The organism is Blastococcus sp. DSM 46786 (assembly GCF_900109665.1).
Taxonomy (GTDB): Bacteria; Actinomycetota; Actinomycetes; order Mycobacteriales; family Geodermatophilaceae; genus Blastococcus; species Blastococcus carthaginiensis.
In genome coordinates, this window is the sequence record NZ_FOAO01000003.1 from 144798 (window position 1) to 170700 (window position 25903).

Annotated in this window: 16 protein-coding genes; all 16 read left to right on the forward strand. The window is 76.0% G+C overall.

Annotated features, from left to right (window positions below; all coding sequences use genetic code 11):
- Positions 1-339: 339 nt before the first annotated feature.
- The 16 genes from BMW62_RS04300 to BMW62_RS04375 all read left to right on the forward strand — a co-directional run bounded on the left by BMW62_RS04300 (position 340) and on the right by BMW62_RS04375 (position 25888).
- Positions 340-1509: a Pvc16 family protein gene (locus BMW62_RS04300; RefSeq protein WP_091929599.1), complete on the forward strand. Its 1170-nt coding sequence runs from the start codon at positions 340-342 to the stop codon at positions 1507-1509.
- Positions 1506-3389: an ATP-binding protein gene (locus BMW62_RS04305; protein WP_091929600.1), complete on the forward strand. Its 1884-nt coding sequence runs from the start codon at positions 1506-1508 to the stop codon at positions 3387-3389. Before BMW62_RS04300 ends, BMW62_RS04305 begins: the two co-directional genes overlap by 4 nt.
- Entirely contained in the window at positions 3386-3673 is a 288-nt protein-coding gene (locus BMW62_RS04310; protein ID WP_091929601.1) for a hypothetical protein, read from the forward strand. The genes BMW62_RS04305 and BMW62_RS04310 overlap by 4 nt, the downstream gene beginning before the upstream one ends.
- The gene (locus BMW62_RS04315) at positions 3670-4347 is read left to right on the forward strand and encodes a hypothetical protein (protein WP_091929602.1); all 678 of its coding nucleotides are present in this window, start codon (positions 3670-3672) and stop codon (positions 4345-4347) included. Before BMW62_RS04310 ends, BMW62_RS04315 begins: the two co-directional genes overlap by 4 nt.
- 10 nt (positions 4348-4357) lie before the next feature.
- Positions 4358-4636, forward strand: a complete 279-nt coding sequence (locus BMW62_RS04320) for a hypothetical protein (RefSeq protein WP_091929603.1) — start codon at positions 4358-4360, stop codon at positions 4634-4636.
- Positions 4637-4644: 8 nt separating this feature from the next.
- On the forward strand, positions 4645-5790 hold the full coding sequence (locus BMW62_RS04325) for a hypothetical protein (RefSeq protein WP_091929604.1): 1146 nt from the start codon (positions 4645-4647) through the stop codon (positions 5788-5790).
- Entirely contained in the window at positions 5787-6527 is a 741-nt protein-coding gene (locus tag BMW62_RS04330; protein ID WP_091929605.1) for a phage baseplate assembly protein V, read from the forward strand. The genes BMW62_RS04325 and BMW62_RS04330 overlap by 4 nt, the downstream gene beginning before the upstream one ends.
- Positions 6528-6535: 8 nt before the next feature.
- Positions 6536-7006 (forward strand): hypothetical protein, encoded by a 471-nt coding sequence (locus BMW62_RS04335; RefSeq protein ID WP_139206189.1) that lies wholly within the window; start codon positions 6536-6538, stop codon positions 7004-7006.
- A 10-nt stretch (positions 7007-7016) separates the two neighbouring features.
- Positions 7017-7415 carry a GPW/gp25 family protein gene (locus BMW62_RS04340; protein ID WP_139206190.1) on the forward strand — a complete coding sequence of 133 codons (399 nt, stop codon included), beginning with the start codon at positions 7017-7019 and terminating at the stop codon, positions 7413-7415.
- Positions 7412-9868 (forward strand): baseplate J/gp47 family protein, encoded by a 2457-nt coding sequence (locus tag BMW62_RS04345; RefSeq protein ID WP_091929607.1) that lies wholly within the window; start codon positions 7412-7414, stop codon positions 9866-9868. Before BMW62_RS04340 ends, BMW62_RS04345 begins: the two co-directional genes overlap by 4 nt.
- Positions 9865-12417: a baseplate J/gp47 family protein gene (locus tag BMW62_RS04350; RefSeq protein WP_091929608.1), complete on the forward strand. Its 2553-nt coding sequence runs from the start codon at positions 9865-9867 to the stop codon at positions 12415-12417. The genes BMW62_RS04345 and BMW62_RS04350 overlap by 4 nt, the downstream gene beginning before the upstream one ends.
- Positions 12414-15692 (forward strand): phage tail protein, encoded by a 3279-nt coding sequence (locus tag BMW62_RS04355; protein WP_091929609.1) that lies wholly within the window; start codon positions 12414-12416, stop codon positions 15690-15692. The genes BMW62_RS04350 and BMW62_RS04355 overlap by 4 nt, the downstream gene beginning before the upstream one ends.
- Positions 15693-15714: 22 nt before the next feature.
- Positions 15715-19026, forward strand: a complete 3312-nt coding sequence (locus BMW62_RS04360) for a hypothetical protein (protein ID WP_091929610.1) — start codon at positions 15715-15717, stop codon at positions 19024-19026.
- 160 nt (positions 19027-19186) lie between these two features.
- The gene (locus BMW62_RS22910) at positions 19187-23305 is read left to right on the forward strand and encodes an eCIS core domain-containing protein (RefSeq protein WP_211434973.1); all 4119 of its coding nucleotides are present in this window, start codon (positions 19187-19189) and stop codon (positions 23303-23305) included.
- A gap of 27 nt (positions 23306-23332) precedes the next feature.
- Complete coding sequence (locus BMW62_RS04370; RefSeq protein ID WP_091929611.1) at positions 23333-24358, forward strand: hypothetical protein; 1026 nt, start codon at positions 23333-23335, stop codon at positions 24356-24358.
- A gap of 240 nt (positions 24359-24598) precedes the next feature.
- Positions 24599-25888: a hypothetical protein gene (locus BMW62_RS04375; RefSeq protein WP_091929612.1), complete on the forward strand. Its 1290-nt coding sequence runs from the start codon at positions 24599-24601 to the stop codon at positions 25886-25888.
- The last annotated feature ends 15 nt before the right edge of the window (positions 25889-25903 follow it).

The window sequence follows — 25903 nt, forward strand, 5'->3', positions numbered from 1 at the left end:
CCGGCGGGACCGAGGGCGGGGCCCGGGCACCACGGGGGGACCTGACCGCCGCCCGCGCGGTCGCGCCGCAGGCCGATCCGCTGCGCCTCCCGGTCGTCCCGCCGCAGCGGCCGGCCAGTGCGGCTCCAGCCGTCGCGGCCGGGGGCACCGCCGGGCCGGCCCCGGGTCCGGCTGCGTCCGCCGGTCGTTCGCTGCTCCAGCGCGCGGTGCCGCCACCGCCGTCGGTGCGCATCGAGATCGGCCGGGTGACCGTGGTGCCACGGAGGGCGGCTCCCGGCCGAGCCCCGGTCCGGCCGCGCGCCGCCCGACCGCACAGCATCCCGCTGGAGGGGAGCTGACATGGCCGTGTTCGCCAACCTGCACGACGCCGGCTCGGCCCTGGCCAGCCACCTGCGGCGCAGCCTCTCGCCGACGCTGCAAGACGTGGTGGCCGGCCCACCGATCGACAACCCCGCCACCGCCACCGAGTCGCTGCGGATCTCGCTGCTGTGGGTCACTCCGCAGCCGACGCACCGCAACGACGACTGGGCGACCGGGACCGACGGCCGCCGGCGTCCTCCACCCGTGTCGCTGTCGGCCTTCTATCTGATCACCGCCTACGGGACGACGGGTGCGGGGGAGCCGACGCAGGCGATCAACCGGCTGGGCCAGGCGCTGCAGGCGGTGGAGACCGACCCGGTCATCACGCTCCCGCTCGGCGACGACCTGACGACCCCGGGCAGCGACCCCATCGCCGGGGAGGGGACCATGAACGCCTCGCTCGTGCCGATGGCCGCGGACCTGATGGAGAAGGTGTTCACGCCGCTGCAGATGCGGCACCGGCCGTGGGCGCTCGTCGAGGTCGGACCGGTGCAGCTGGACCGGCTCCTGGCCGCGGAGCCCGCCGTGCCGGTGGTGGCCCCCGGCGGCATCCGGCTGACCGGCCCGGGTCCTGCCGCCCCACCGGTGGTCAACGCGGTCTCGCCGGAGCGGGTGCGACCGGGCGGGCGCCTGCGCCTGGACACGCACCAGGCGGCGGACGCGCAGGCGCTGCGCCTGGGACCGCACCTGTTCACCTTCGCCGACACCCCCGCCGCGGTGGACGAGATCGCCCGTCCGGACCAGGAGGGCCGGGTGTTCGTGACCTGCCCGGCCGGCGCGGTCGCCGCCGACGTCGACGTCGTCCTGCGGGGGCCGACGGGCACCTCGGCACCCGTGCCGCTCACCGTCGGCGAGCCGGAGCAGCCCGGGCTGGACGCGCCGGACGCCCCCCTCGCCCGCGGCGCCGACCTCGTGCTCACCGGCGGGGGGCTGGCCGAGGTCGACCGTGTGTACCTCTGGCCCGCCCGCGGGATGGCGGCGCCGGCGGAGGTCGTCGACCTGCCGCCCGCCGAGGTGGCTGCCGCAGCGGTGCGCGTGGCCGGGGCGGACCTGGTGGCCGCCGGGCTGCGTGGCCTTCCGTACCGGGTCGCCGTGCGCTCGGGCACCGGTCCGGTGAGCCCCTTCGTGCTGGTCGAGGTGCAGCGATGACGCTCATCCCGGCGTCTCCCGCCATCGAGTGGATGCGGGACGCGGCCGTGCTGGCTGCAGAGTGCAGCATTCGCCAGCCGCACGACGCCCCCATCGCGCCTCGGGAGGGCTGGCCGGGGACGACGGCCGCGTGGGACCGCATGGCCGGTCGGGCCGCGGCGATCGACCTGCCGGCGGCGACGTGGGTGACCGCGGCGGCGGCCGCAGCCGAGCTGCACCCGGACGCCGCGGCGGCGTTCTCGATCCTGGCGGAGAACGAACGGGTCGCGCTCCCCGTCCCGGCCGGCCTGGCCAGGATCGCCGTCGCGGGGCTGGGCCTGACCTTCGACGAGATGCTCGCTGCCGCGCTCGCGCCGTCCACCACGGTCGATCGGGTCGAGATCCCGGGGCACACCCTGCCCGCCGCGCAGACCGGCCTGCGCCTCTCGGCCGAGGCACTGGCCGACCTCCTGGGACGTCGCACCGATCTGCTCGGCAGCCGCGACGCGGCCACGCACCGGCCCGTCTTCCCCGAGGCCGCCCGGGCCGCCCGGCGGGTCCTCGCCGAGGACGGGACCGTTTGGATCCGGGGCCGCTCCCGCCGGCTGGCCCGGCAACTGGCCTTCGACGTCGCCGCGCTGCACCCCAGCGCCGCCGCGGTCTTCCTGCCGGCGCCCCCGGGGCAGCCGGTCCCGGCATCCGGCACGGCGGCGGTCGACGCCCTGGAGGTCCTCGACCTCTTCGAGCTCGACGGTCCGCCGCGGCTGATCCTCGGTGACCGCGAGCGGGTCGTCGTGGCTCCCGAGCGCTTCGAGCACCCGGGCGTCCGGGGGATCGACGCGCCGGTGCCGGGGCCGGTGGAGACGGCGGCGATCTGGGCCACCGCCCGGCTGCCGGAACCCGACCGTGCCCAGCTCGCCGCCCGGTTCCGGCTGACCCTGCCGGAGCTCCGCGAGGCCGAACGCGAGGCCGGGACGCTGGCCGCGGTCGGCGGCGCCGACCCCGACGCCCGGCCCGACGCGGCTGCCCTCGCGCGCGCCGTCCGCGCGGCGGGAGCACGGCGCATGGGGCCGTTCGTCACCGTGGTGGACACCACGGTGACCCTCGACGACCTGGTCGCCACGCCGGAGATGCACGCCCGGCTGGCCGACGCCGTGGCCTGGCGGCGCAACGACGACTGGGTGTGGCAGCAGATGGGGCTGCCCTCGGACGGTGCCGACGCCCGGGGGCTCTCGCTGCTGTTCTCCGGGCCTCCCGGTGGGGGCAAGACCTTCGCCGCCCGCTGCCTGGCCAACAGCCTCGGGCTGAACCTGTACCGGGTCGACCTGAGCCAGGTGGTCTCGAAGTACATCGGGGAGACGGAGAAGCGGCTCGCGCAGATCTTCGACGAGGCCGAGGCGGGACACGGCGTCCTCTTCTTCGACGAGGCGGACGCCGTGTTCGGGCAGCGCTCCGAGGTCAAGGACGCCCACGACCGATACGCCAACATCGAGGTCGGCTTCCTGCTGCAACGGGTGGAGAGCTTCGGCGGCGTCATGGTGCTGGCCACCAACCTGCGAGCCAACCTCGACCCCGCCTTCCTCCGCCGCATCCAGCTGCTCGTCGAGTTCCCCCTGCCGGGCCGCCAGGAGCGCGCCGTCCTCTGGGACCGCAACCTGCCGCCACCCCGGTGGCGCGGGGACGACCTCGATGTGGCCGACCTCGCGGCGCGGTTCCGGATCTCCGGCGGCAACGTCCGCAACGTCGCTGTGGCGGCCGCCCACCGCGCGGCCCAGGACCGGGCGCCCGTGGGGATGCGCCACCTGGCCCCCGCGCTCTACCGCGAGCTGGAGAAGTCGGGCCATCCGCGCGGACGGGCGGAGCTCGGCCGGCTGGCCGACCACCTGGAGGGGCTGGGATGACCGACGCCATCTCGTTGCGGATCCAGGACCTGATCCTGGAGACGGACCTGGCCGGGCCCGACCTGGCCGCCCTCGAGGCGCGGATCGAGGCCGCCCTCTCCGAGGTCGCCCGGCTCCTGCAGGTCCGGCTGTCCGGCCGGTCGGGACCGTCCCGCCTGCTGGTCCTGCCCGACCTGGTCATCGACGGCCCGGCCCTCACCCGGCTGGTCGCCGGCCCGGGCGTCGACGCCCTGGCGGCGGCCGTCCTGGCGCAGGTGGATGCCCGGCTGCGGAGTGCGTCATGACCCAGCCGCTGGCCTACACCCGGGGCGCCTTCGCCGTCTTCGAGCCGGACGACACCAGGACGATGTCGCGGTTCCTGCCCTTCCGGTTCAACCCGGAGGGGCTGCAGCGTCAGCTCACCGTGGAGCAGGCCCAGGGCGCCGCCGGCGGGACCGGCGCGTCGCCGGGCGGTGAGCCGGTCGGGGGAGAGCAGGGCGCGGACGCCGCCTCCGGCACGCTCAAGCACAGCCTGTCCGTCGCCCTCCGGTTCGACCTGGCCGAGCGCGAGGAGGCCGGACCGGGCCTGCCGGTCGGTCTCGGTGTGCTCCCCGAGGTCTCGGCGCTCGAAGACCTGCTGTACGCCCCGTTCACCGAGGCCGACGCGCCCGGCGACCGGTCGGTGCCCGTGCGTGCCCGGGGTCGCCGGCCGCTGGTGCTGTTCATCTGGGGCGAACGCCGGGTCCTGCCGGTGCGGATCACCGGCATGACCATCAACGAGACCCTCTACAACGGCATGCTCTACCCGGTCCGCGCCGAGGTCGAGGTGGCACTCGAGGTGCTGGGTGACCGCGAGGCGAAGGACAACACGCGGGTCGCCGCGTCCCTCGACTTCACCGCCGCGCACCGGCGCCAGATGGCCCGTGTCTACCTGGACAGCACCGCCCGCCAGGGCACCAACGTCGCCCTTCCGTTGTAGGAGCCGCACCGTGTCCGTCGACGAACGCAGCCGCTACGCCAGGTCCGGCCGCACCGGCTGGGTCCGGGCCGACGGGTCCGCCGTGGAGCTCGTGGCGCCCACACCCCGGCCGCACCGGGCGGCCACGTCCTGGCGCACGGCGACCGACACCGACCGGCTGGACACGCTCGCCGCCCGCTACTACCGCGATCCTCGCAAGCTCTGGCGCATCGCCGACGCGGCGGAGGCGCTGGACCCCTTCGACACAGTCGTCCCCGGCTCTCCGGTCGACATCCCGCCGGACAGGTGAGCTGACCCATGCCGCTCGCGCGCTTCGCCATCTCCGTCGACGGGACCCCCCTCCCGGCAGATGCGCTCGGCCGCGTCACCGCGCTGGAGATCTCCGAGGGTGACGACACCGCCGGCCGCGCCGTCCTCCGCTTCGATCTCGGCCAGGCCGCCGACGGCAGTTACCCGCTGATCGACGACGGGCCGTTCCAGCCGGCCGCCGAGGTGCGGATCCGGCTGGGCGCGCCGGGGGGAGCTGACCAGGCCGTCTTCACCGGCCTGCTGTCCCACCTGCGCCCGCACTTCGAGGACGTCGAGGGGAACTGCTTCCTCGAGGTGGTCGTCACCGACCACGCCGTCCTGCTGGCCGCTGAGGACCGCGTGGCCAGCTATCCCGACGTCTCCGACAGCGAGGCCGCCGAGGAGGTCCTCGCCCGCTACGGACTGACGCCGGAGACCGATGAGACGGCGGCGCGGCTCGGCAGCGACGACGTGCTGCTGGTCCAGCGCAGCGACGACTGGGCGTTCCTGCGCCACCTCGCCCGACGCAACGGTTTCGTCGCCTACTTCGAGCCGGACCCGGCCACCGGGGACCCGGTCGGCCACTTCCACGCCAGGCGCCTCGAGCAGCCGCCGCAGGCCGACCTCACCATCCTCCGCGAGGACGACAACCTGGGCTGGCTCGACGTCCAGGTGGCCCACGACCGGCCGGCAACCCGTACCGCAGCCGGGATCGACACCCTCGCCAAACGCCTCGTCCGTGCGGACACCGCCGACGACGAGCCGGTCCTCGGCAAGGAGCTGGTCGTCACCGCCGCCGCCCGAGGGCTGGCCCGGGCGGGCGCCCAGGCGCCGGTGCGGCACCTGCGCGGCGCCGTTCCCCGGGACGAGGCGCTCAACGCGCACGTGGCCGGACGGATGGCCCGCGACCACCTGGCCGTCGAGGTACGGGGGTCGCTGGACCCCGCTGCCTACCGCGGGCTGCTGCGCGCCCACCGGCCGGTGCTGGTCAAGGGCATCGGAGAACGGCTGACCGGCACCTACTACGTCACCCGGGTGCTCACCACGATGGAGGGCGGCGAGCTGCACCAGACCTTCACCGCGGTCACCAACGCGCTGGGCCGCTCCGGCCGCGAGGAGTTCGGGCAGTCCGCGGAGCAGGAGGAGCCGGCATGACCGATCCCCTCCGCCTGGACCTCCCGCGCAGCCCGGCCGGAGGCTCCCTGACCGGCGACGAGCTCGCCCAGCTCGTGGCCCTGCTGGGCGAGGCCGGGCGCCCGGCGTTCTACGGCAAGTGGGCCGGGATCGTCACCGACAACGACGATCCGCGGGGGATCGGCCGGCTCCGGGCACGGGTGCCGGAGGTGCTCGGCGAGGAGGAGCCGACCGGTTGGGCGCTGCCCTGCGCGCCGTGGGGAGGGGGCCACGGCCGCGGCCTGTTCGCCGTGCCCGAGGTGGGCGACACGGTCTGGATCGAGTTCGCCGCCGGTGATCCCTCCCGGCCGATCTGGACCGGCACGTTCTGGGGCGCCCCCGACAGCACCGGGGGGCAGGACGACCTGGGCACCGAGGTGGGCGCCGAGGCGCCGCCGGGTGCCGACTCCCCGGCCGGTCCCGGGCAGCACGTGCTGCGCACCGCGGCCGGGCACGTCATCTCGCTCGACGACGCCGGCGGCGTCGTCGTCCTGGCAGAGGCCGCCGGGGCCGAGATCCGGATCACCTCCGACGGCGTCGTGACCCTCACCGCCGACTCGATCCGCCTGGGCGCGAACGCGGCCGAACCGCTGGTGCTCGGCAAAGCCTTCTCCTCCCTGTTCAACAGCCACACCCATCCGACCGGCGTCGGACCCTCCGGGCCCCCGGTGCAGCCGATGGGCAGCCAGCACCTGTCCGCCGTCAGCGAGACGGAGTAGCCGCCGTGGTGCTCGATCCCGCAACCCTCGCCGCGGCCCTGGAACGCGACTGGCTGCCACCGGACGACGGCCCCTGGCACGGCGACGCCCCCGCCTCGGCCGGCGCGCTCGCCGGCGCGGTCGCCGGCTGGTTCGCCGGGGCGCAGGCGGCCGGCATCCCCTGCGCCACTGCCGCGGCCCGGCGCGGCCAGCTGGCCGGCCAGCTGGTGCCGGCCCTGCAGGCCCAGGACGCAGCGCTGGCCGGCCAGCAGATCGCGCTCGCCCTCGCCCTCTACGTGACCGGGCAGAGCTTCGGACCGGGGGTGGCCGGACCGCCGCTGGCGACCGCCGTCGGCGGCAGCTCGATCGCCGCCGCCCTGGCGGCGATCCAGCTGCCGCGGTCGGCCCGCGCGCAGCAGGTCGCCGGCGCGGCCCAGGTCGTGGCCGTCTCGGCCGTCGTCGCCTTTCCGCAGCCGCCGTTCACGGCGCCGATCACGTGAGGAGTACACGGTGGCCCGTCGCTACATCGCCGATCCGCTCCGGCTGGGCCCGACGCTGGCCCGGAGTGGGAGCTCGCCGCGACACGAGGGCATCGCGGAGACCGACGACCTGGAGCGGCACGTCCGCGACAAGATCCTGGCGATCCTCTTCACCCGGCCCGGGGAGCGGGTGATGCGCCCCCGCTTCGGCGCCGGCGTCGACGCCCAGGTGTTCGACGGGATGTCCCCACTGGTCCTCCCGGCGCTGGAGTACCGGATCCGCGAGGGGCTCGCCCGCGTCCTCGCCGACGACGTGCTCCTGGCCGACGTCGTGGTCACCGCCGCGGAGGGCGAGGGCACGCTGCTGGTCACCGTCGACTACGCCCTCCGCGCCGACCGCGTTCCCCGCCGGCTGGAGGTGACGGCGTGACCGGGCCCCGGGGATTCGGGCTGGAGTGGGGCGAGGCCGAGATCGACCTCGCCGCCTGGCAGGGCATCACCGCCCTGCGCTTCGACCCGGCGCCGCCGCCCGGGCTGGTCGCCGTCCTCGTGGTGGACCTGGCCCGCCCCGCCTCCGGGCTGACCGCGGCGGACGTGGCCGTCGACGCGCCCGACGGATCGGCGCTGCACGCCCTGGTCGACCAGGTCACCGACGGCGACACCAGCCTGCGGGCCGGCTTTCCCGACCGCGGGCCGCGTGGGCACTCCGTCGTCCGGCTGACCTCCGGCGGCGCGGATCCGCTGCACCCCTTCTTCGACCGGGCGACGTTCGACTTCCACATCGACTGCCCCGCGGGGGACTGCCGCGCCGTCGCCGGCGCGGAGCGCACCGCACCGGGCCCGGAACCGGCCGTCGACCTGGTGACCAAGGACTTCGACGGCTTCGTCCGGGTGGCGCAGGACTGGGCGCTGGCGACCGATCCCAACTGGTCGGACCTCGATCCCGCCAGTACCGAGCAGCTGCTGCTCGAGCTGGTCGCGCACCACGCCGACCTGCTGTCGCTGCACCAGGACCGGGTGGTCCAGGAGGCCTTCGTCGACACCGCCCGCCAGCGGTCGTCGGTGCGGCGGCACGCGGCCTTCCTGGGCCTTCCGCTGGACGAAGGAGCCAGCGCCTCGGCCGTGGTGGCGCTCGACGTGGGCGCCGGCCGGTCCGGCTACCTTCCCGCCGGGACGCGGGTGGTGCGCCGCGAGGACCGCGGCCGGGTGACCGCCACGTTCGTCACCGCCGCGCCGGCCCTGCTCGACGCCCGGTGGAACGCCGGCCTCGCCGATCGGGCCGATCGCGGCGACCTCGTGCCGGCCGCCTGGCCAGGGGCGCCGGACGCCGTGGTCCCCGCGGGCGCCACCTCGCTGCTGCTCCTCGGCTGGAACTCCGGCCTGCTCGCCGGTCAGCAGGTCGCGCTGGTCCAGGGGACCGACGCGCACGTCGGCACCCTCGTCGGCGTCGAGGAGTTCGAGGCCCCGGGCTGGACCGACGAGCCCACCGCCCTGCCGGGGACGGCCATCCGACAGGTCACCCTGCTCGCCTGGGACGCCCCCACGACCGTCTCCTTCGCGCCCTGGGCCGACCCGGGCCGCCCCCTGCTCGTGACCGCCAACCTGGTCCCGGCCACCCACGGCGACCCCCGCCGCGCCGTCAACCGGCCGGCCGACGGGTCGATCCCGCTGGGTGCCACCCGCCGCGATGCGGTGCTGGCCACCGACGTCCCCACCGGGCAGGTGCAGCTCCGCGCGCTCCGCACCCCCGAGAGCGGGGTGCTGGTCGAGGACGGGACCCGGCCGGCGCTCGCGCTCGCGATAGGGGGCGAGGAGTGGCACTGGCAACCGGACCTGTGGACCTCCGCCGGGTTCGATCCGCACTACTCGACCGAGCGCGACGAGGACGGCTCCGTGTGGCTGCTGTTCGGCGACGGACGGCGGGGCCGCGCGGTCCCGGTGCCCCCGGGCACCGCACCGGCCGCCGGGCTCGGCTTCGACCCGGCCGATCCCGCCGGGCTCATCGAGCTGGCCTACCGGCGCGGACGGGCGGAGGACGGCAACCTCGGCGCCTTCGCCCTCAATGCCACCCTGCCGCCGGTCGGCGGGGACGCGAGCGCCGAGGCGGGGTACGCCGCCCTCGGCGTGCGGGCCGCGACCAACCTGCTGCCGGCCGCCGGTGGGCGCAGTGCCGTGCCGCTGGAGACGGCCCGGCAGCTGGTGCCCGAGAGCATCCGGCACCCGGCCCTGGAACGGTGTGTCACGCCGGCGGACTACGCCCGGGCCGCGGAGGACGTGCCCGGGGTCGCGCACGCGGCGGCCAGGCCGCTCGGCGGGATCTTCAACACGATCGTCGTCCTCTGCGCCCCGGCAGAGACCGACGAGCTCGGGGAGGACCTCCGCGCCCGGGTGCACGGGCACCTGGACCGGCTCCGGATGGCCGGCCGGGAGCACGTCGTGCGGCAGCCGGACTACGTCCCGCTGGACATCGCCGTCCTGGTCTGCCCGGCGGACCGGCGCACCGGCCCGGCCGAGCTGCGCGCCGGGATCCGCGCCGCCCTGGCGCCCGGCACGGCCGCCGCGCCGGGCTTCTTCCACCGCTCGCGGACCGGCTTCGGCGCCGAGATCCAGCTCGCCGACGTCCTCGCCGCCTGCAGCGACGTGCCGGGCGCCGGTCCGGTCCGGGCCCTCTTCTTCGCCCCGCTCTTCGACGCGGGAGAGGTGCGCGTGCGCCGGTCGATCCGGTTGACGCCGACCGAGATCGCCCAGTTCCGGGCCGACGAGTCCCGACCGGAGCAGGGCCGTCTGAGGGTGCTCGTGCAGGGGGTCGACCCGGTCGAGGCCCCCGACGCCTTCCGCATCGGCGGTCCGGTTCCCGAACCCGGTCAGGGGGGTGTGCCGTGAGCCGCCCGCCGGTCCACCGGCCGGCCCCTTCCCCCCGGGACGTCGCACACCCCGACCCGGCGTCGGCCCGCTACTTCGGGCCCGGCTTCGCCGAGCTGGTCCAGCTCGCCGAGCGGCTGGCCGGCGAGCGGCACGGGATCGAGATCCCGGCCAAGGGACGGGGGCTGGCCCGGACCCTGCTGGAGATCCCGGCGCTGCTCGCGCACGTGCTGGGGGAGCACCAGTCCCTCTACGCCCGGGAGGCCTTCCTGGGGACGGCGGAATCGGCCGACAGCCTGTGGCGCCACGCCCGCACGCTCGGCTACACCCCCGACGCCGGTGTCGCCGCCACGGGCCTGGCCGCAGTGACCGTCGGAGCCGGCCTGTCCGGCACCATCCCGCAGGGGTTCGCCCTCCAGTCCTCACCTCGTGGGGAGCACCGGGCCCAGGCGTACGAGACGCTGGCCGCGACCCCCGTCGATGCCGCGTTCAACGCCATGCGCCCGGCCGACAGCAGTGTGCCGACCCCGGTCGTGGTCGCCGGTGGCCTCGTCGAGCTGCCGCTGACCGGGCGCCACGGTCTGCGCCGGGGGGACGTCGTGCTGCTCTCGGGCTCCGAGAAGGCCGGCGTCTTCCGGGTCGAGGACCCCCTCGACGGCGTCCGGCCGCCGCGCGTGCGCCTGCACCGCATCGACGCCGGCCCGCTGGACGAGACGTGGCCGCCGCCGGGGGACGACGGGTACCGGCTGCACAGCCGGCCGCAGCTGCGCGCCCGGGTGTTCGGCTGGAACGCGTCCGCCTCGCTGTACCCCCCGGCCGCGCTCGCCAGTCCCGCCGGGTACTCCGACCCGACCGAGGTGGGCAAGGTGCGGCACGGCTACGAGGTGCCGCCGGACCCGTCCGGGGCGGCCGCCGCCCTCGGGACGGAGCTCTTCCTGGCCGAGGCAGTCGACTCTCCCGGCCGCAGCGGGTTCGGCGCCCTCGTGACGGGCAGCGGAGGCGCGGTCGTCGTCCTCCAGCAGGCCGTCGACCGCACCGTGCGGTTCCGGCGCGGCGAGTGCGTGGAGCTGCCCGGCGGCGAGGGGACGACTACCCAGCAGGTCGTCGGGAGCGCCTTCGAGGGCCGGGTCACCGCGCTCACGCTCACCGACGCCTCGGGCACGGCGCGGACCTGGACGTCGTTCCCCCTCGATGCCGTGGTCCTCGCCGGATTCGACAGCTCCGTCGACGTCGTGGCCGCAGTTCCCAACCCGGCGCCGTTCGACCTGACCGTCGGTCTGGCGGCGGACCTCGGCCGGCTGCGCCCGGGCCGCCCGGTCATCCTCCGCCGCACCGACACCGACACCGGCGAGGCGCGCCAGGCGGTCGTCACCGCGCTGCTCCCGCCGGCGGAGGAAAGGGATCCGTGGCAGGCGGTCCTCTCCGTCCCCGGCACGCCGCTGCCGCCGGGGTGGACCAAGGGCGGCGTCGAGGTGCTGGGCAACGTCGTCCCGGTCAGCCACGGGGAGACCACCCGGGCCGGCGCGCACAGCTCCGACGGCGTCACGCCGCACCAGAGCCTGGAGCTGGCCAAGGCACCGGTGACCCGGGTGCCGGCGGCCGGGGGCGTCGCGACGGCCCTGGAGGTGCGGGTGGGCGGCGTCCGCTGGGATCGGGTGGACGACTTCTCCGGGGTGCCGTCCGGGGCCCGGGTGTACCGCACCGAGAACGGCGAGGACGGCGCGGTGACGGTGCACTTCGGCGGGGAGGGACGGGGCGCCGTCCCGCCGGCCGGCTCCCGCAACGTGACGGCGACCTACCGCGTGGGCCTCGGAGCCGTGGGCAACCTGGAGGCCGGGCGGCTGACCCGCGTCCGCCGCTCGTCGCCACTGGTCGCCTCGGTGACCAACCCGCTACCACTCTCGGGGGGCACCGACCCGGCGAGCCTGGCCGACGTGGCGCGGCAGGCCACTCGGCCGGTGCGCACCCTCGACCGCGCGGTCTCGGTGGCAGACCACGCCGACCTCGCGCTGCTCTTCCCCGGCGTGACCAGAGCCCGCGCGCGCTGGCTCGGCGGCGGGGCCGTCGAACTCGTGGTGGCCGACGCCGAGGGTGCGGCCGTCCCCGATCCCGTCACCCTGCGCGCCTTCCTCGACGCCCGGCGGGACACCGGCACGCCCCTGGTGATCCTGGAGCCGCAGGCCGTGCCGGTCGTCGTCGTCCTCCGTGTGGAGCGCGCCCCGGCCTGGCTCGGCGACGCGGTCCGGCGCGCCGTCGAGGAGGCCCTGACGGGCGCCGGCGGTGGAAACACCCCACCGGGGATGTTTACCTTCGCCGCCCGGCAGCTGTCCGAGCCGCAGTCGCTGGCCGGTCTGTACGCGCGGCTCCTGGCCGTCGAGGGGGTCAGCGGTGCGGAGGCCACGACCTTCGCCCTGCGGCCGCCGCAGGGCACCACGGTCGAGGTGCTCGATGTCCTGCACGCCACCGACCGGCAGTGGCTGTCCCTGCGTCCGGCCGACCTGACCGTCACCGTCGTCGAGCCCGGCCAGCTGGTGCCCGACGTCGCCCGGTCGACGGGGGACGACGCATGACCGACTACCCGTACGACCCCGACTCCCTCCGGAGGACCGCCGAACTGCTCCTCGCCCACGTGCCGGAGTTCCACCGCCGGGCCGACCGGGCCGCCCAGGCGGCCGACCCGCCCCGGCGGGGGGAGCTCGCCGTGTTCCTAGAGGTGATGGCGGCGCCGCTCGCCGCGGTCCGGCAGTCGATCGAGGAGCTGTACGGCGACCTGTTCGTGGACACCGCCGGGGAGGACGTGCTGCCCACGCTCGCCGCCTCCATCGGCCTCGACCTGGTGTTCCGCGACGCCGGCGCCAACCGCCGGGACCTGCGTGCGGCGATGGCCCGGCGACGGCGCAAGGGCACCCCCGCGATGCTCGAGGAGATGGGCCGGGCACTGGTCGACCGGCAGGTGACCACGCGGGAGGGCTGGCGGGCGGTGCTGGTCGCCCAGGACCTCGACCTCCTGCGACCGGAGCGGACCACACCCGACCTCCGCTCGGTCCTGCTCCCGGAGCGGCTGCCCGGCTCCGGGCCCGTGCCGGCCAGGATGGTCGACCCCCGGCCGGTGACCGCCCGCACCGGCCACGCCCATCCGCGGCACCTGGTGCACCTGGCGTTCCTGAGCCGGCTCCACCCGCTGCTGGCCGCGGCCTGCTCCCGGCTGCCCGACGGGCCCGGTGACCTGCGTTTCGCCTTTGACGCGGCCAACGACTGGCGGTGGCTCCGGGTGCGGGCGACCGGGACCGACGACCGGCCCGGGACCGACCGGGTTCCCGAGGGCCCGTTCGCCGCCGCGCCGGGGGACTGGCACGGGCGGGACGGGCGGTTCACCGTCCGCTTCACCGGCCTGCCCGCCGCGGCCAGGCACCGCCGGGTCCTCCGGAGCGCCCGGCGGGTGCCGGCCGACCGGTCGGTGCTCGCGGGCCCGGTGACGATCGAGGTGCTGGAGACCGACGGGGACCGCACGTCCGGCCCGGTGGAGCTGGAGCTGCTGGCCGTCCCCGGGACGCCCGTGCCGGACGAGACGGCAGCGGTCAGCTGCGCACGCCTGGTGCTGGACGCCGGCGGCGGGCAGCAGACCGCCGCCGGCGGTGGGGTGCCGGACGACGCCGTGGCCCTGGTCCGCCTGCGGCCTCAGGCGCCGGCGGTCAGCCGCACCCTGGGGGAGTCGGTCGTCGCGATCACCGGGGCCACCGGGAACGCACACCGCGCGCCCGGCGACCCGGAGCTCGCGGTGAGTGGCTACCGGCGGGGTGCGCTGCTGGTCCGCGTGCCGGCGATGCGGCTGGATGGGCCCCGCTGGTTCTACGTGGGAGCCGACGGCTCCCTGCACGACGCGGAGGAGCCGGGAGGCGCCGGCCTCCGGCGGCCCCTGGAGGTGACCGGCGGCACCCGCCGGCTCCCGCCCCGGAGCGTGGTCTCGAAGCCGGTGGGCCCGGCGTTCCCGGAGGCGCCGGAGACCGCCGAGCGGGCGCCCTTCGCCCCGGCGCTCATCGCGCCGGGCGCCGCGCCCGTACCGGTGCACGGGCTCCGCGTGCTGGAGCCCGCCGGCGGCGGTGGGGCGCTGCCGGGGTCCCGGCACTGCGCGCTGGTCCTCACCCTCACCTACGCCGCCGCCGGCCGGGTCTTCGAGCCGATGCTGCGCCTGGCCTGGCAGGGGGACGACCCACGTGCCGCCCGCTGGGAACCGCTCGACGCACGGGCCCGCCCGGCGGGCAGCGCGGCCGGGCGCCTCGCGGAGCTCGTCGACAGCCTGCGGACCGGGCGCAACGACGTCGCGCTGGCGATGCGGTTCGAGTGCGAGGTGCGCTCCGCCGTGCTGACGCCGGGAGAGATGGCCGTCACCGCCGTCGACGGCCGGGCCGTGCTGGTGCACCTTCCCGAACTGGTGGCCGACGCCGGCCCGGTCGCGGCCTGGCCGCGCGGTCCCGCACCGCTCACCGCCCAGTCCGAACCGGTGCAGGTGGGAGCCGACGGCTCGACCTGGGTGGCCGGGACCAATCGGTTGCGCCGCCGGGCACTGGGCGCCGAGGTGCCGCTGCTGGGGCCGGTGGCGGTGCGCCGACGCGAGGTGCGGTGGCGCCGGCTCTGCGCGTGGCGGAACGAGACGGCGACCGAGCACCTCGATCCGACGCCCCCGGGACGGCTGGACGTCGACCCCCGCTTCGGGCTGTTCTCCGTGGCGGCGAGCGAGCCGCCGGTGGGGCATCCGGAGGGCCCGGTCCCGCCGCCGCCGCCGGTCACCGTCGACGTGCAGGTGGGGTCCACGATGGAGGTCGGGGCGCTGCCCGTCGACCGGGACCGGCTGCTCAACCGCCCGCCCCGCCGGCCGACCCGGCTGGTGTGCGCCTCCGGCCACCTGGGTCGCGGCACGCCACCGGACTGGCTGGGCCTGCCGCTGCACCGCCGGCTGTCCGACGCGCTCGCCGCCGTGGACACCGGAGGTGCCGCCGTGGAAACCATCCGGCTGGTCGACTCGGCGTACTACGCCCAGGAGACCCTGATCTGGCCCGCGACCCCCTCGGTGGTGGTGGTCGAGGCGGCAGCGGGGGCCCGCCCGGTGGTCGAGATCGTCGCCTCTGCCCCGGGAGCGGCGGCCTACGAGCGCCTCGAGCTCGTGGGGGTGGCGCTGCTGCCTGCCCCGGGCGCACCGGTCGACGTCGTCCTCCCGCCGGCGCAGCGGGTGGAGCTGGCCTTCGTCTCCGTGCTCGACGCGGATCTGTCCCTGACGGTCCGGCTGGCCGAGGCCGCGGGCACGGAGCGGCTCACCGTCCTCCGCTCGGCCCTGACCTCGGTGGACCTCGCTCAGCCCGGCGAGGTCGAGGTGACCGACAGCATCCTGGACCCCGGAAAGGTCTCCCGGTCGGCTCTGACAGCACCGGAGGCGCACCTGACCATGGTCCGGTCCACGGTGGTGGGCCGGCTCCGGCTCGGACAGGTCGACGCCGGCGACTCGATCCTCGCCGGCGAGGTCACCGCCCGGGAGCTGTTCCGCGGCTGCATCCGGTACAGCCTGCTGGTCCCCGGCGGGGCGACCCCGCGCAAGCACCGGGTGGTGCGCCCCGACCCCGGCACCGGCGCGCCGGTGCGCCTCCCGTTCGTCAGCGCCGACCGGCGTGACCCCGCCTACCTGCGGCTCGATCCCGGCGGCGACCTCCGGATCCTGACCGGCGCGTCCGACGGCGGGGAGATGGGCGTGTTCAACGGAGCACGGCTGGGCGAGCTGTGCTCGGGGCTGGCGCTCCGGCTGGCCGAGCACACACCCGCAGGGCTGCACACCGGCGTCGTCCTGCGGGACTGACGGCGAGGACCAGGGAGAGGGCATGGAAGGCGATTTCTCCAGGGGCCACCGCCCCGACGGCAAGCGCGGCCGTCGCTACCGCCGCGTTCTGGTCGACCAGGGTGCTCCGCTGCTCGACAGCGACGTCGCGGCCCTCGTCGAGGCAGGCGAGGAACTGGTGCGCGAGGCCGTAACCCATGGCTCGTGCCCGGCTGGTTCTCCCGACCTCGGCTTCCTGGTGACCCCCGGTGAGCTCCTCGCGATGTTCGGACCGGTCCACGGTGCCGGAACCGTGGCCGCGGCCCCCGCCGTGGCGGTCCGCGACTTCTCCCGCCGGCTCCTCGGCGTCCTGCCCGGCCTGCGCGTCACCGGCGTCGGCGGCTCGGTCACCGTCCCGCTCCGGCGGACGCTGGCCGCGGGCACTCCAGTCCGCGCGTGGCTGCGTGCCGACGGCGGCGCGACCGCCACCATCGACGGCACCCCGGTCGCCGTTCCGCCGGGCGCCGACTACACCGCCGTCGACGTCCCCGCCTCCGGCAACTCGCTCGTGTTCGAGCCCGACCCCGCCGGCCCCTACTGGGTGGGCATGGTGGAGACCAGGGCGCCGGCGGAATCCGGCGCGCGGTGCCACTGGGCGGCGGGGGAGTACCAGATCGGCGGCGTGATCGCCCGGACCGCGGGCGCGGAGTGGCCCGGACTCTCGGACCCGGCCGGGAGCGACATGGTCGCCGCCTCCCCGGCCGACCCGGGCACCCGCTACCTGGCGTACCTGGAGCTCTCCGAGCGGCACATCACGGGGATCGAGGACCCCGGCATCGTCGAGCAGGCGCTGGGCGGTGCCGAGACGGCCAGCCGCAGCAGCGTCCTGGCGCAGGTGAAGCTCGCCCGGGTGACCGGGACCCCCGACGCCGCCGTCCTGGCCGCCGCCGTCGCCGCCCCGGTGCTGCCCGGCGGCACCGTGCGCCTGGGCGTGGCCGCCGCCGCGGGCGCCACCGACCCGTGCGACCCGCCGGTGCCGGGCGGGTACACCGGTCCGAACAACCGGCTCTACCGGCTCGCGGTCCACAGCGTGAGCGCGTCCGACGACGGGCCGACCGTGTTCAAGTGGTCCCGCGACAACGGGTCGGAGCTCCACCCGGTCGCCTTCCCCGACCATCCGGCGCCCACCGATCCCGTCGACAGCCTCGTCGTCGACGCCGGTCTCGCGCTGCGGGACGGCGACCTGGTGGAGCTCCGATCGGAAGCCTCCGACCTCGGTGACGCCCGCCCCGGCAGCGTGGACCCGGCCGGCTTCCGGCGCCCGGTGCGGTCTGAGGGCCTGCTGCTGCGCCTGTCCGGCGGTGAGCAGGTGGATGGGGCACACCGGGTCTTCACCTTCCGCGATCCGTTCACCGAGGCACCGGTCGCGACGATCGACCCGGCGCCCTTCGGGGAGGTCGGGCTGAAGATCCGGCGCTGGTCCGGTCTCGTCGTGCGCACGGGCGCCGGGCGGAAGACCCTGGACCTGGAGCGCGGCATCCGGGCCGAGATCGACGGCGACTTCGAGCCCGGCAGCTGGTGGCAGTACGAGGCGCGTCCCGCCGCCGACAACGCCAACGGCCCGGCGGTGCTCACCCCCCACGGCCCGGAGCGGCTGTTCGCGCCGCTGGCTCTCCTGGAGACGGCACCGGCCGGCGAGCCGATGCGGCTGGTGGCCTGGCTGGACACCCGCTACCGCCGGCTCTGCGACGACGAGGCCGATGCCATCGCCTACGACGGGGACCGCGCCGGAACGGCCGCGGACAGCGTGCAGGAGGCGCTCGACGAGCTCTTCCTCCGGGTGTCCGAGGGCTGCGGCGAACTCACCGTGCACGAGGGCGTCGAGATCCAGGACGTCGTCGACGAGATCCCGCCCGGCGGCTCGGCCCGCATCTGCCTGCACGCCGGGGTCCGCGATCTCCGGACTCCTGTCCGGGTGGCGGGCAAGGGCGACCTGGAGGTGGTCGGGCTGGGTGGCGCGACCCTGCTGCGCACGACCGGCCGGCAGGTGTTCGAGTTCACCGGCTGCGGATCGGTGGTCCTGCGCGACGTCGCGATCGAGGTCGGCGGCGTGGCCGGCGACGTCCTCTCCTTCACCGACTGCGCGACGGTGGAGGTCGACCGACTGCGCATCCAGGCCATGACCGGAGTGGAAGAAGGCTCCGCGGTCATCCGCAGCCGGGCCACCCAGCCTGGTCTCTCCCGCGAGGTGACGGTCACCGGCACCCGGATGGTGCTGGACCACGGGGACACCGGCATCCTGCTCATCGACCCGGTCCGCACCACAGTGCGCGGCAACGTCATCGCCGTCCGCGAGGCCTCGTTCGACCTGCGGACGGCCGTGGCCGAGCGGTCGGTGGCCGCTGCCGTCGGCAACGTGTTGATAGACCGGCTCGATTTCCACGAGGACCGAGCCTTCGACTTCGTGGGCGGCTCGGTGGTCTCCATCCCGGTGCCCGGGCTGGAGGGGACGACGACCCGCCACGCGTTCGTGTTCAGCCCTTCGTCCTGGGGCCGCTCGGTCTTCTCGATCACCACCGACGTTCGGTTGTCGGATGCTGACTGGCAGCTCCTCGTGGACGCGAACCCGCCGCCGGAGGGGCAGCAGACGACCGCGGCCAGGATGCGGGCCTTCGTGCGGCGTTTCCGGTCGGACCTCGCGCGCGCCGTCCTCGGGGTCCAGCCGGAGACCGACGTCACCGTCCCCGGTGACGTGCGGCCGGCGTTCGACCGGCTCGCGGCGCTCCTCACGGCGTCCAACCGGAGCGTCACCGGCGCGGCGGGCATCGTCGTCGCGCTCAACGGCTCGGCCTTCCGCAACCCGGGCAACCGGACCCGGCTCAGCCGCCTGTTCCCGCAGGGGATGGGAGAGACGGTGACCGTGGCGGACAACGACGTCCGCGGCTTCCGGCAGGGCATCCGGATCGGCGCGGGAGGGCGGAAGAGGTCGGCGAACGTGCACGTGGCGCACTCCGTGGACGTCACCGGCAACCACGTCGAGCTCCGCGTGCCGATGCAGGCCCGCCAACGGCACGGGATCTTCGTGGGGGGTGCGCTGACCGTCCGCGTGGTGGGGAACCGGGTGGAGGACCTGGCCTTCGAACCGGGGGCACAGGTCGAGCGTCCGCCGCTGCCGGTGGTCGACTGCGACGGTCTGCGACTCTGGGGTCACTACGGCCCCCTCGTCCAGGTACGGGAGAACCTCGCCTACGGCGTGACGGTCGGGGTCCGCTTCACCGACACGGCCCCGCCCCCCGCCGCGGGCCCGCACGACGCGCGGACGGTCGCGGACAACGCCTACGTGGGCCCCGGCACCCCGCTGATCGCCACGCCATGAACCGTGCTCCCCGGCCTGGTCCGGCGCTAGGATCGGAGACCTCTGCACGAGCGCGAGCGACTGCAGAGGTCTTTCCGGTCGGCTTCTGCCGTGGGGTTCGAGTCCCCGAGAGAGGGCGCCCTCGGGCGCCCTCTCGCCTCGTCCGGGGGCGGTGGGCGCGGTGAGCCCGGTACCCGCCACGCGCATCCCGACGGCGGGCGTACCGGTTCCGGCCCCCGCTGTGGTGGTCCCGGCCGCTCCGCAGATCGACGTGGAGAGCGGCCCGAGCCTCGCCCGGTTGCGGGCGGGGCTGGGCGGTGGTGCTCCGCTCCCCGCAGGCACCCGGCGGCGGATGGAGGAGGGGTTCGGCCGCTCGTTCGGCCAGGTGCGGGTGCACACCGACGCCCTCGCCGACGACGCCGCCCGACGGCTGGGGGCCGAGGCGTTCACCACCGGCTGGGACATCGGCTTCGCGTCCGGCCGGTACCGGCCGCAGACCACGGCCGGTGACCGGCTGCTCGCCCACGAGCTCGCACACGTCGCGCAGCAGGGCGGCTCCGGTGGCGCGGTGCGGGCCAGCAGCCCCCTCTCGGGCCCAGGCTACGGCGCCGAGGCCGAGGCCGACCGGGCCGCCGACGCGGTGCTGGCCGGCCGGCGGGTCCGTCCGACGGCCGGTGGCCTGTCCCTCAGCGGCCGGATCCTGCGTCGCGCGCGGGGCGGGGCGCTGCTGGAGCGGCCGCGCGCTGGCATCAGCGGGTTGCGGTCCGCCCTGCCCGGCCCGGCGCCGGTGCCCGCCGCCGTCCTCACCTCCACGGTCAGTCCGGCCGGCGGCCGGCTGACCGGCGTCGTCCGGCCGACCGGCCCCGGCCAGGTGGCGCCCAGCGTGAAGACGCCGGACGAGGCGCAGGTCGCGGCCGGGCCGAGCACCGCGACCGGGCCGAGCCCGGCGACCGTGATGATCGCCGGGGCTCCCGCGGGCGGAGCGGAGGACGCCCACGGAGCCGCGCCCGGCGAGATCGGCCGGGGCCGGGAGCGGCCCGGCGGCGCGCCGCCCGGGGACCAGCCGGCCGAGCCGGCGGCTGCCGTGGAGGAGGCCCGATCGACCGGTCCGGGACCGGGCCGTACCCGGCGGTTCGGCCGGGTGCCCGGCGACCGCGGCGCGGCCGCGGCACGGGCCGCCCGGCGGCGCCTCCGGGTACGCGCCGCGGCGGTCCAGCGTCACGAAGGAGCGCAGCGGCGCATCAAGGCCGCCCGCGCGGCCGCCGAGCCCCCCGTCACCGCGGCCGAGGCCGCCGGGAAGCGCCGGACGGCGCAGGCGCTGCGGGACGTGCCCGTTCCACCACCGGACACCGCCGGCGCGCAGCAGCGGGCCGCCGCCGCCGTCGTGGCACCGGCGACGATCGAGGACCTGGAGAACTTCGCCGGACCGGCCGGTGCCGGGGACCGCGGCCGGATGGCCGAGTCGGTGGCCGCGGAGGCCCGCGCCCAGACCGCCGGGGTGCAGCGGACGCTGTCGGCGGTGAGCGCGCCGCCCTTGGGACCGGCACCGCCCGAGCCCGTACCGCAGCCCGAACCGCTGGCCCCGGGGCGGACCGCCGCCCCCGATCTGGCCGCCGCGACACCACCGCCGGTGCCCGAGGAGAGCCTGGACGCCGGCGAGTTCCGGGCCGACGCCGAGGAGGCACTGGGCCGGTACGACGTGGACGACGTCACCCTCGCCCGGGCCGACGAGGGGCCGCTACGGGCGATCGGTGACGACAAGGAGCGGCTGGATGAAGCGGTGTCGAACGCCGCCGGCCGGGTGCGGGGGCAGGAGGCGGCGGCCCTCGGGGGAGCGGGCAGCCGGCTGGCCACGCTCGAGTCCGACGCGACCGGCGGGATGACGGCGGTCCGCGAGCGGGCCCAGCGAGGGGTCGGCGCCGAACAGGACACCAGGAGGAGGAGGGAGGAGACCGGCGCGGAGTCGGTCGTGGCGCGGATCCACCGGATCTACTCGACCGCGGAGCAGGCGGTGACGGCGCGGCTGGCCACCCTGCAGACCGACGCCGTGACGCGGTTCCGCACCGAGCAGGCCGAGCGGATCGAGGCCTTCGCCACCGGGGTGCGCACCGACCTCGCCGCGTTCAAGCGCCGCCGCTACTCGGGGCTGGGCAGGGTCCGGCGCATCCGCGACTGGGCGCTGTCGATCAACTCCCTCGAGGAGGTGAAGGCGCTCTACCGGCGGCACCGGGAGGAGTACACCCGCGGCGTCGACCAGCTCCTGGCCGGTATCCGGTCCGATGTCGACCGCACGGTTCGCGAGTGCCAGGCCGCCCTGGCCACGGCCCGTGAGCAGATGGACGAACTGGAGCGGAACAGCCGGACGACGCTGGACGCCGAGGCCCGTGCCGCCATCGCCCGCGCCCGGCGCGAGTTCGGCGCCATGGAGGGCCGGATCGCCGCCACCGCCGTGGCCACCTCGACCGCGCTGGAGCGGGAACGCGAGCAGGCCGTCGTCGCCATGGACCGCGCCCTGGAGGAGATCCGGGCGGAGAACGCCGGCCTGGTCGACCGGATCGCGGCCGCCATCCAGGCGATCGCCGAGGCGCTGGGCAGGTTCTTCTCGCTCATGACGCGGGTCACCGTGATGGGGGTGGGCGCATTCGTCGGCGCCGCGGGCTCCCAGGCCCGGGAGGGGGTCGAGCGGCATCTGTGGGACCAGCTGAAGGAGGCGTTCACCCAGTGGCTGTTCATGAAGCTGCCCGCGTTGCAGCTGCTGCTGGCGCTCCCGGCCGACTGGTCCGCGATGCTCGTCGCCCTCGGGACCTCGATGACGACTCTGTTCGCCGAGGAGCTGCCGGCCCTGCTGCCGGTCATCGGCGCCGCCGCGATGCTGTGGCTCGCGATGTCGCTGCTCACCAGACTCATCCCTGGCGTCGGCGCCATCATGGCGGTCATCGACGCCGTCCGCGCCGCGTGGGCGCTGGTGCAGTCGCTGTTCTCCGCGGCCCAGGCGTTCTACGAATTCCTGGTGAAGGTGGCCGACCGGGGCAACGGCGCGGTGGCCTTCGCCCGGGCGCTGGCCTTCGGGATCGTCGCCGCGGTCGACGCGATCTTGACGTTCCTGGGTGTCGACCGGCTGATCCGCCGGGTGGCGGGCGCCGTCGCCCGTCCCTTCGGCCGCATGGTGCAGCGCGTCCAGGGCCGGTACCGCGGCCAGCGGGCGGCGCGGCGCCGCGAGGCCCCGGCGGGGGCCGATCCCCGCGCCCGCCGTCGGGACGACGACGGGGACGAGGTGCCCGCGGCCGCCCGCCGCCGGGCCGCCGAGCCCCGGCAGCGCGCCGAGAAGTCCCGCGCCCGCGAGGACCGGGACCGGCGGCGTCGCGAGCAGGTGCAGCGACGGTTCGACACCGGGATCGCCGCGGTGCGACGGGGGCTGGCCCGGAACCAGGCGGACGAGTACGTACCCGTCGCCCGGCACCGGCTGTGGCTGACGGCGCTCCGTCTCCGCTACCGGTTCACCACCCTCGAGCTCCGGCCCCAGGCCGGCGGCCGCTGGGTCATCGACGCGCGGATGAACCCCCGCGCGCTGGTGGACGACTCCACGAAGATCGTCGACCCGGACCGGATCAGCCCGCTGTGGCCGGTGGGGATCCGCGATCCCAAGGACCGCGGGTTCCGGCCGTCCCGGAGGTCGGGGAACATCCGCCTTCGCGCGTGGGAACTGGCCCGGCCGGACGCCGTCACGTGGATGTGGCTGCTGCGCGGCGGCGGCTCGTGGCGGCCGGAGAACGTCAACCAGGTCGGCCGGGAGGGCGAGGAGGCCGCCCGCCGTGAGCTGGAGCGGAACAAGGAGGACTTCATCCGGGGTGTCGAGCCGCGGGCGGCGAACGCCCCCGGTTTCGACGTGGGTGGGCTGGGCCGGTTGCCCGGGTCCAGCGAGGACCGGCTGTTCATCGGGGAGGCAAAGGCCACGCGCGCCGGGGGGCGGACCGCCTTCGGTGCCGAGAAGTTCACCGCGGTCACCACGAACCTCGGCGAGAGCCTCGACGAGATGCGCAGCACCCTCCGCGGGCAAGGGGGGATCGCCGGGACCCGCGCGGTCCGCAGGATGAACTCGGCGCTGCGCGACGGGCGCGTGACGTTCACCATCTTCCTGGTGAACGAGGCCCGGCTCTGGGCACCGCAGCGCGCGTTGATCGCGAGGCGGATCCGTCGGCACCTCACCCGCTACCTCACCACCACCCTCCGGATGAGCCCTGCGGGCGCCCGCAGGGCGGTGCGGTCCGTGACGATCGAGGTCGTGGACATCAGCAGCTGAGCCGGCGACGGCAGGAGGAGGCACCCCGTGGCGTGGATCAACCTGGTCTCCGAGCGACATGCCCTGCGCCCGGAGCCGGAGGAGATCGAGTTGCTCGTCGACGGCCCCGACGACATCGAGGAGGTCGCCGCCCTGCTCCTGTCCGCCGCCGTGTCCGGGGCCACCCAGGACCTCGTGACCAGCGCGGAGGCGTCGGCCCGGTACGTGCACGATGACCTGGCGGCACTGCGCCGCGGCCAGCTGGAGCTCTCCTCCGGCCGCAGGTTCGCCGACTACCTGACCAGCGTCGTGCTGCTCCACCTCGCCGGGCGGGAGATGGCGGAGGCGTTGCGGTGGCTGGCGCAGGTCGAGCTGCGTCGGGACCCGCACGTCGCCGCGCTGCAGCACCTGCTGGGCGTCGCGCTGGGGGAGGCCCCGCCGGGGACCGGTGACCCGCTCGACGGTCACGACGACGAGCTCGAGGGCTGGACCGATGCGGTCCGGACGGCGCCGCTGGGCAACCTCGTCGACCTGGCCCTGTGCCCGGACCACCCGGCCTGGCACCGCCTCGGCTGGTACGCCGCGCCGACCGTCCTCGCCGCGGTCGGGGGCCCGTCCGGGGACCGGGACGCGGGCCTGCGGATGCTGCGGTGGGCGACCAGCCCGGAGCGTGCCGGGGAGCTGCTCCACGAGCGGGTCACCGACCGGGCGCCCTACGACCCCGAGGCGGGCCGGACCGACCCGTCCTACGCGCAGGGTTTCGACGCCGTCGTCGAGGAGGAGGGCCGGGTGGCTTGCTTCTACAACTTCTCGATGCGGTTCGCGGCGCCATGGGTCCGCTCCGGCGACCTCGACGCGTTCTGGTTCCTCCGCTGGATCGACCGGGACTGGGACACGGCCACGGCCGCGGCCTCCGGCGAGGCCGGGCGCCGCCTCGCGGCCGCCCGGAACGGCCCCTGCTCGTACCGCATCACCTACGACCCCCAGCGGGCGGCGGTCGACCCGGCCGGGGTCCGGGCTGCCGCTGCGGAGTACGGCGTGGCCGTCGAGCTGGTCAGCTTCCTGGACTGCTGACCGCGGCCTGGCAGGTGCTCGCGGGCCCGGAGGATTGCGGATCGAGCCGTGCCGGATCCATGGCCACGGAGCGCTTCCGTGGGCTCTAATACGTATGGCCGCCGGCGCGGCGGAGAGATGGGTCGCAGCCACCCATCCGGCTCTCGCGGAACGGGTACCGCCATGGTGTCTCAAGCGATCCGACGGGCTTCGTTGTCCTGGATAGCGGAGACCTCGCGCGAGGTGTCCGCGTGGAGCCGGATGCGCCGCGAGCGGGATCCGCAGGGCCAGCACCGCACCCAGCTGGCCAGCCTGGAGAACACCCTCTGCGCGGCCACGGCTCGGCTGGCCGACGTGGCCGGCGCGGACCGGGGGCGGACGACCCTCGACGCCTACGACTTCTACCGGGAGATCGACCGGCAGACGACGTTGATCCGTCGGATCTGGCGCTGGTTCGCCGACAAGTACGACCAGCGCGACCACCCCTCCCGGGCCGGCGTCCTCAGGGCGGCGGACGAGGTCGTCTGGGCCGTGCACGCGGAGGTCCACCGGGCCGCGGGCGCGGATCCGCCTCCGCCCGCGCCGCTGCCCTATCTCGAGGAGGTCGACGCCCCCGAGGCCGTCCCGCGGGACGAGCCCTCCACGGAGCTCAGACCGGACGGCTTCGACGACGTCCTCCGCTCGGTGCTCGCGCGGCTGCCCGTCCCGGTGGTCGGCCTGCCACCGCTCGGCCCGGCCGGGCCAGGCGCCCTCGTGCTCCTGGGCCACGAGGTCGGTCACCATCTCCTCTACGACCTCCGACCGGGGCGCCGCGTGCTGGCCGAGCTGGGCGAAGCGGTCCGGGTGGCCGCCGGTGACCGGGAGCCGGCGCGATGGCGCGCCTGGAGCCAGGAAGTCTTTGCCGACCTGGTCGGTCTGGTGGCGCTCGGAACCCCCCTGATCACGAGCCTGCTGCGCTACGAGATGGGCACCGAGGACCACCTGTTCGACCGCGGACGGGGGCGCTACCCGGCACCCGCCGTCCGCCTGGCCCTGCTCGCAGAGATGAGCCGCCGGCTGGGCCTCCCCGCGCATCCGACGCTGGAGGAGAGTGACCCCTCGGGCTGGGCGGCGCCGCGGGACGACGGGCGAGAGGCACGCAGGACCGCCGTCCGTGACGACATGGCACAGGTACCCGCGATCGTGAGCGCGCTGCTGGATTTCCGTCCGGACGGTGACGGCACGCTGCCCGAGCTCCTGGACTTCGATGTCCAGGCGCACGAGCGCGACGGTCGCATCGCCACGAAGGCCCGGCACCTGCTGTCCGGTTCCCTCTTCGCGGACTCCGGGCTCGCGGAGGTCCGGGAACTGGCGTCCGCCGGCGCCCTGGCGTGGCAGCGGCTGCTGGACCGGCCGGACGTCGGCCAGGGCGAGCTCGATGCATTCACCGAAACGCTCTGCGGTCGTCTGGTGGCCGCCCGGGAGCCGGGCACCCGGGCGGCCGGGAACGTCGCGCAGACCGATGCGGACGCGGGGCTCATGGATCTCCTGACGGCACCGGTCGCTCGCTGAGGAACGAGTGAGGAA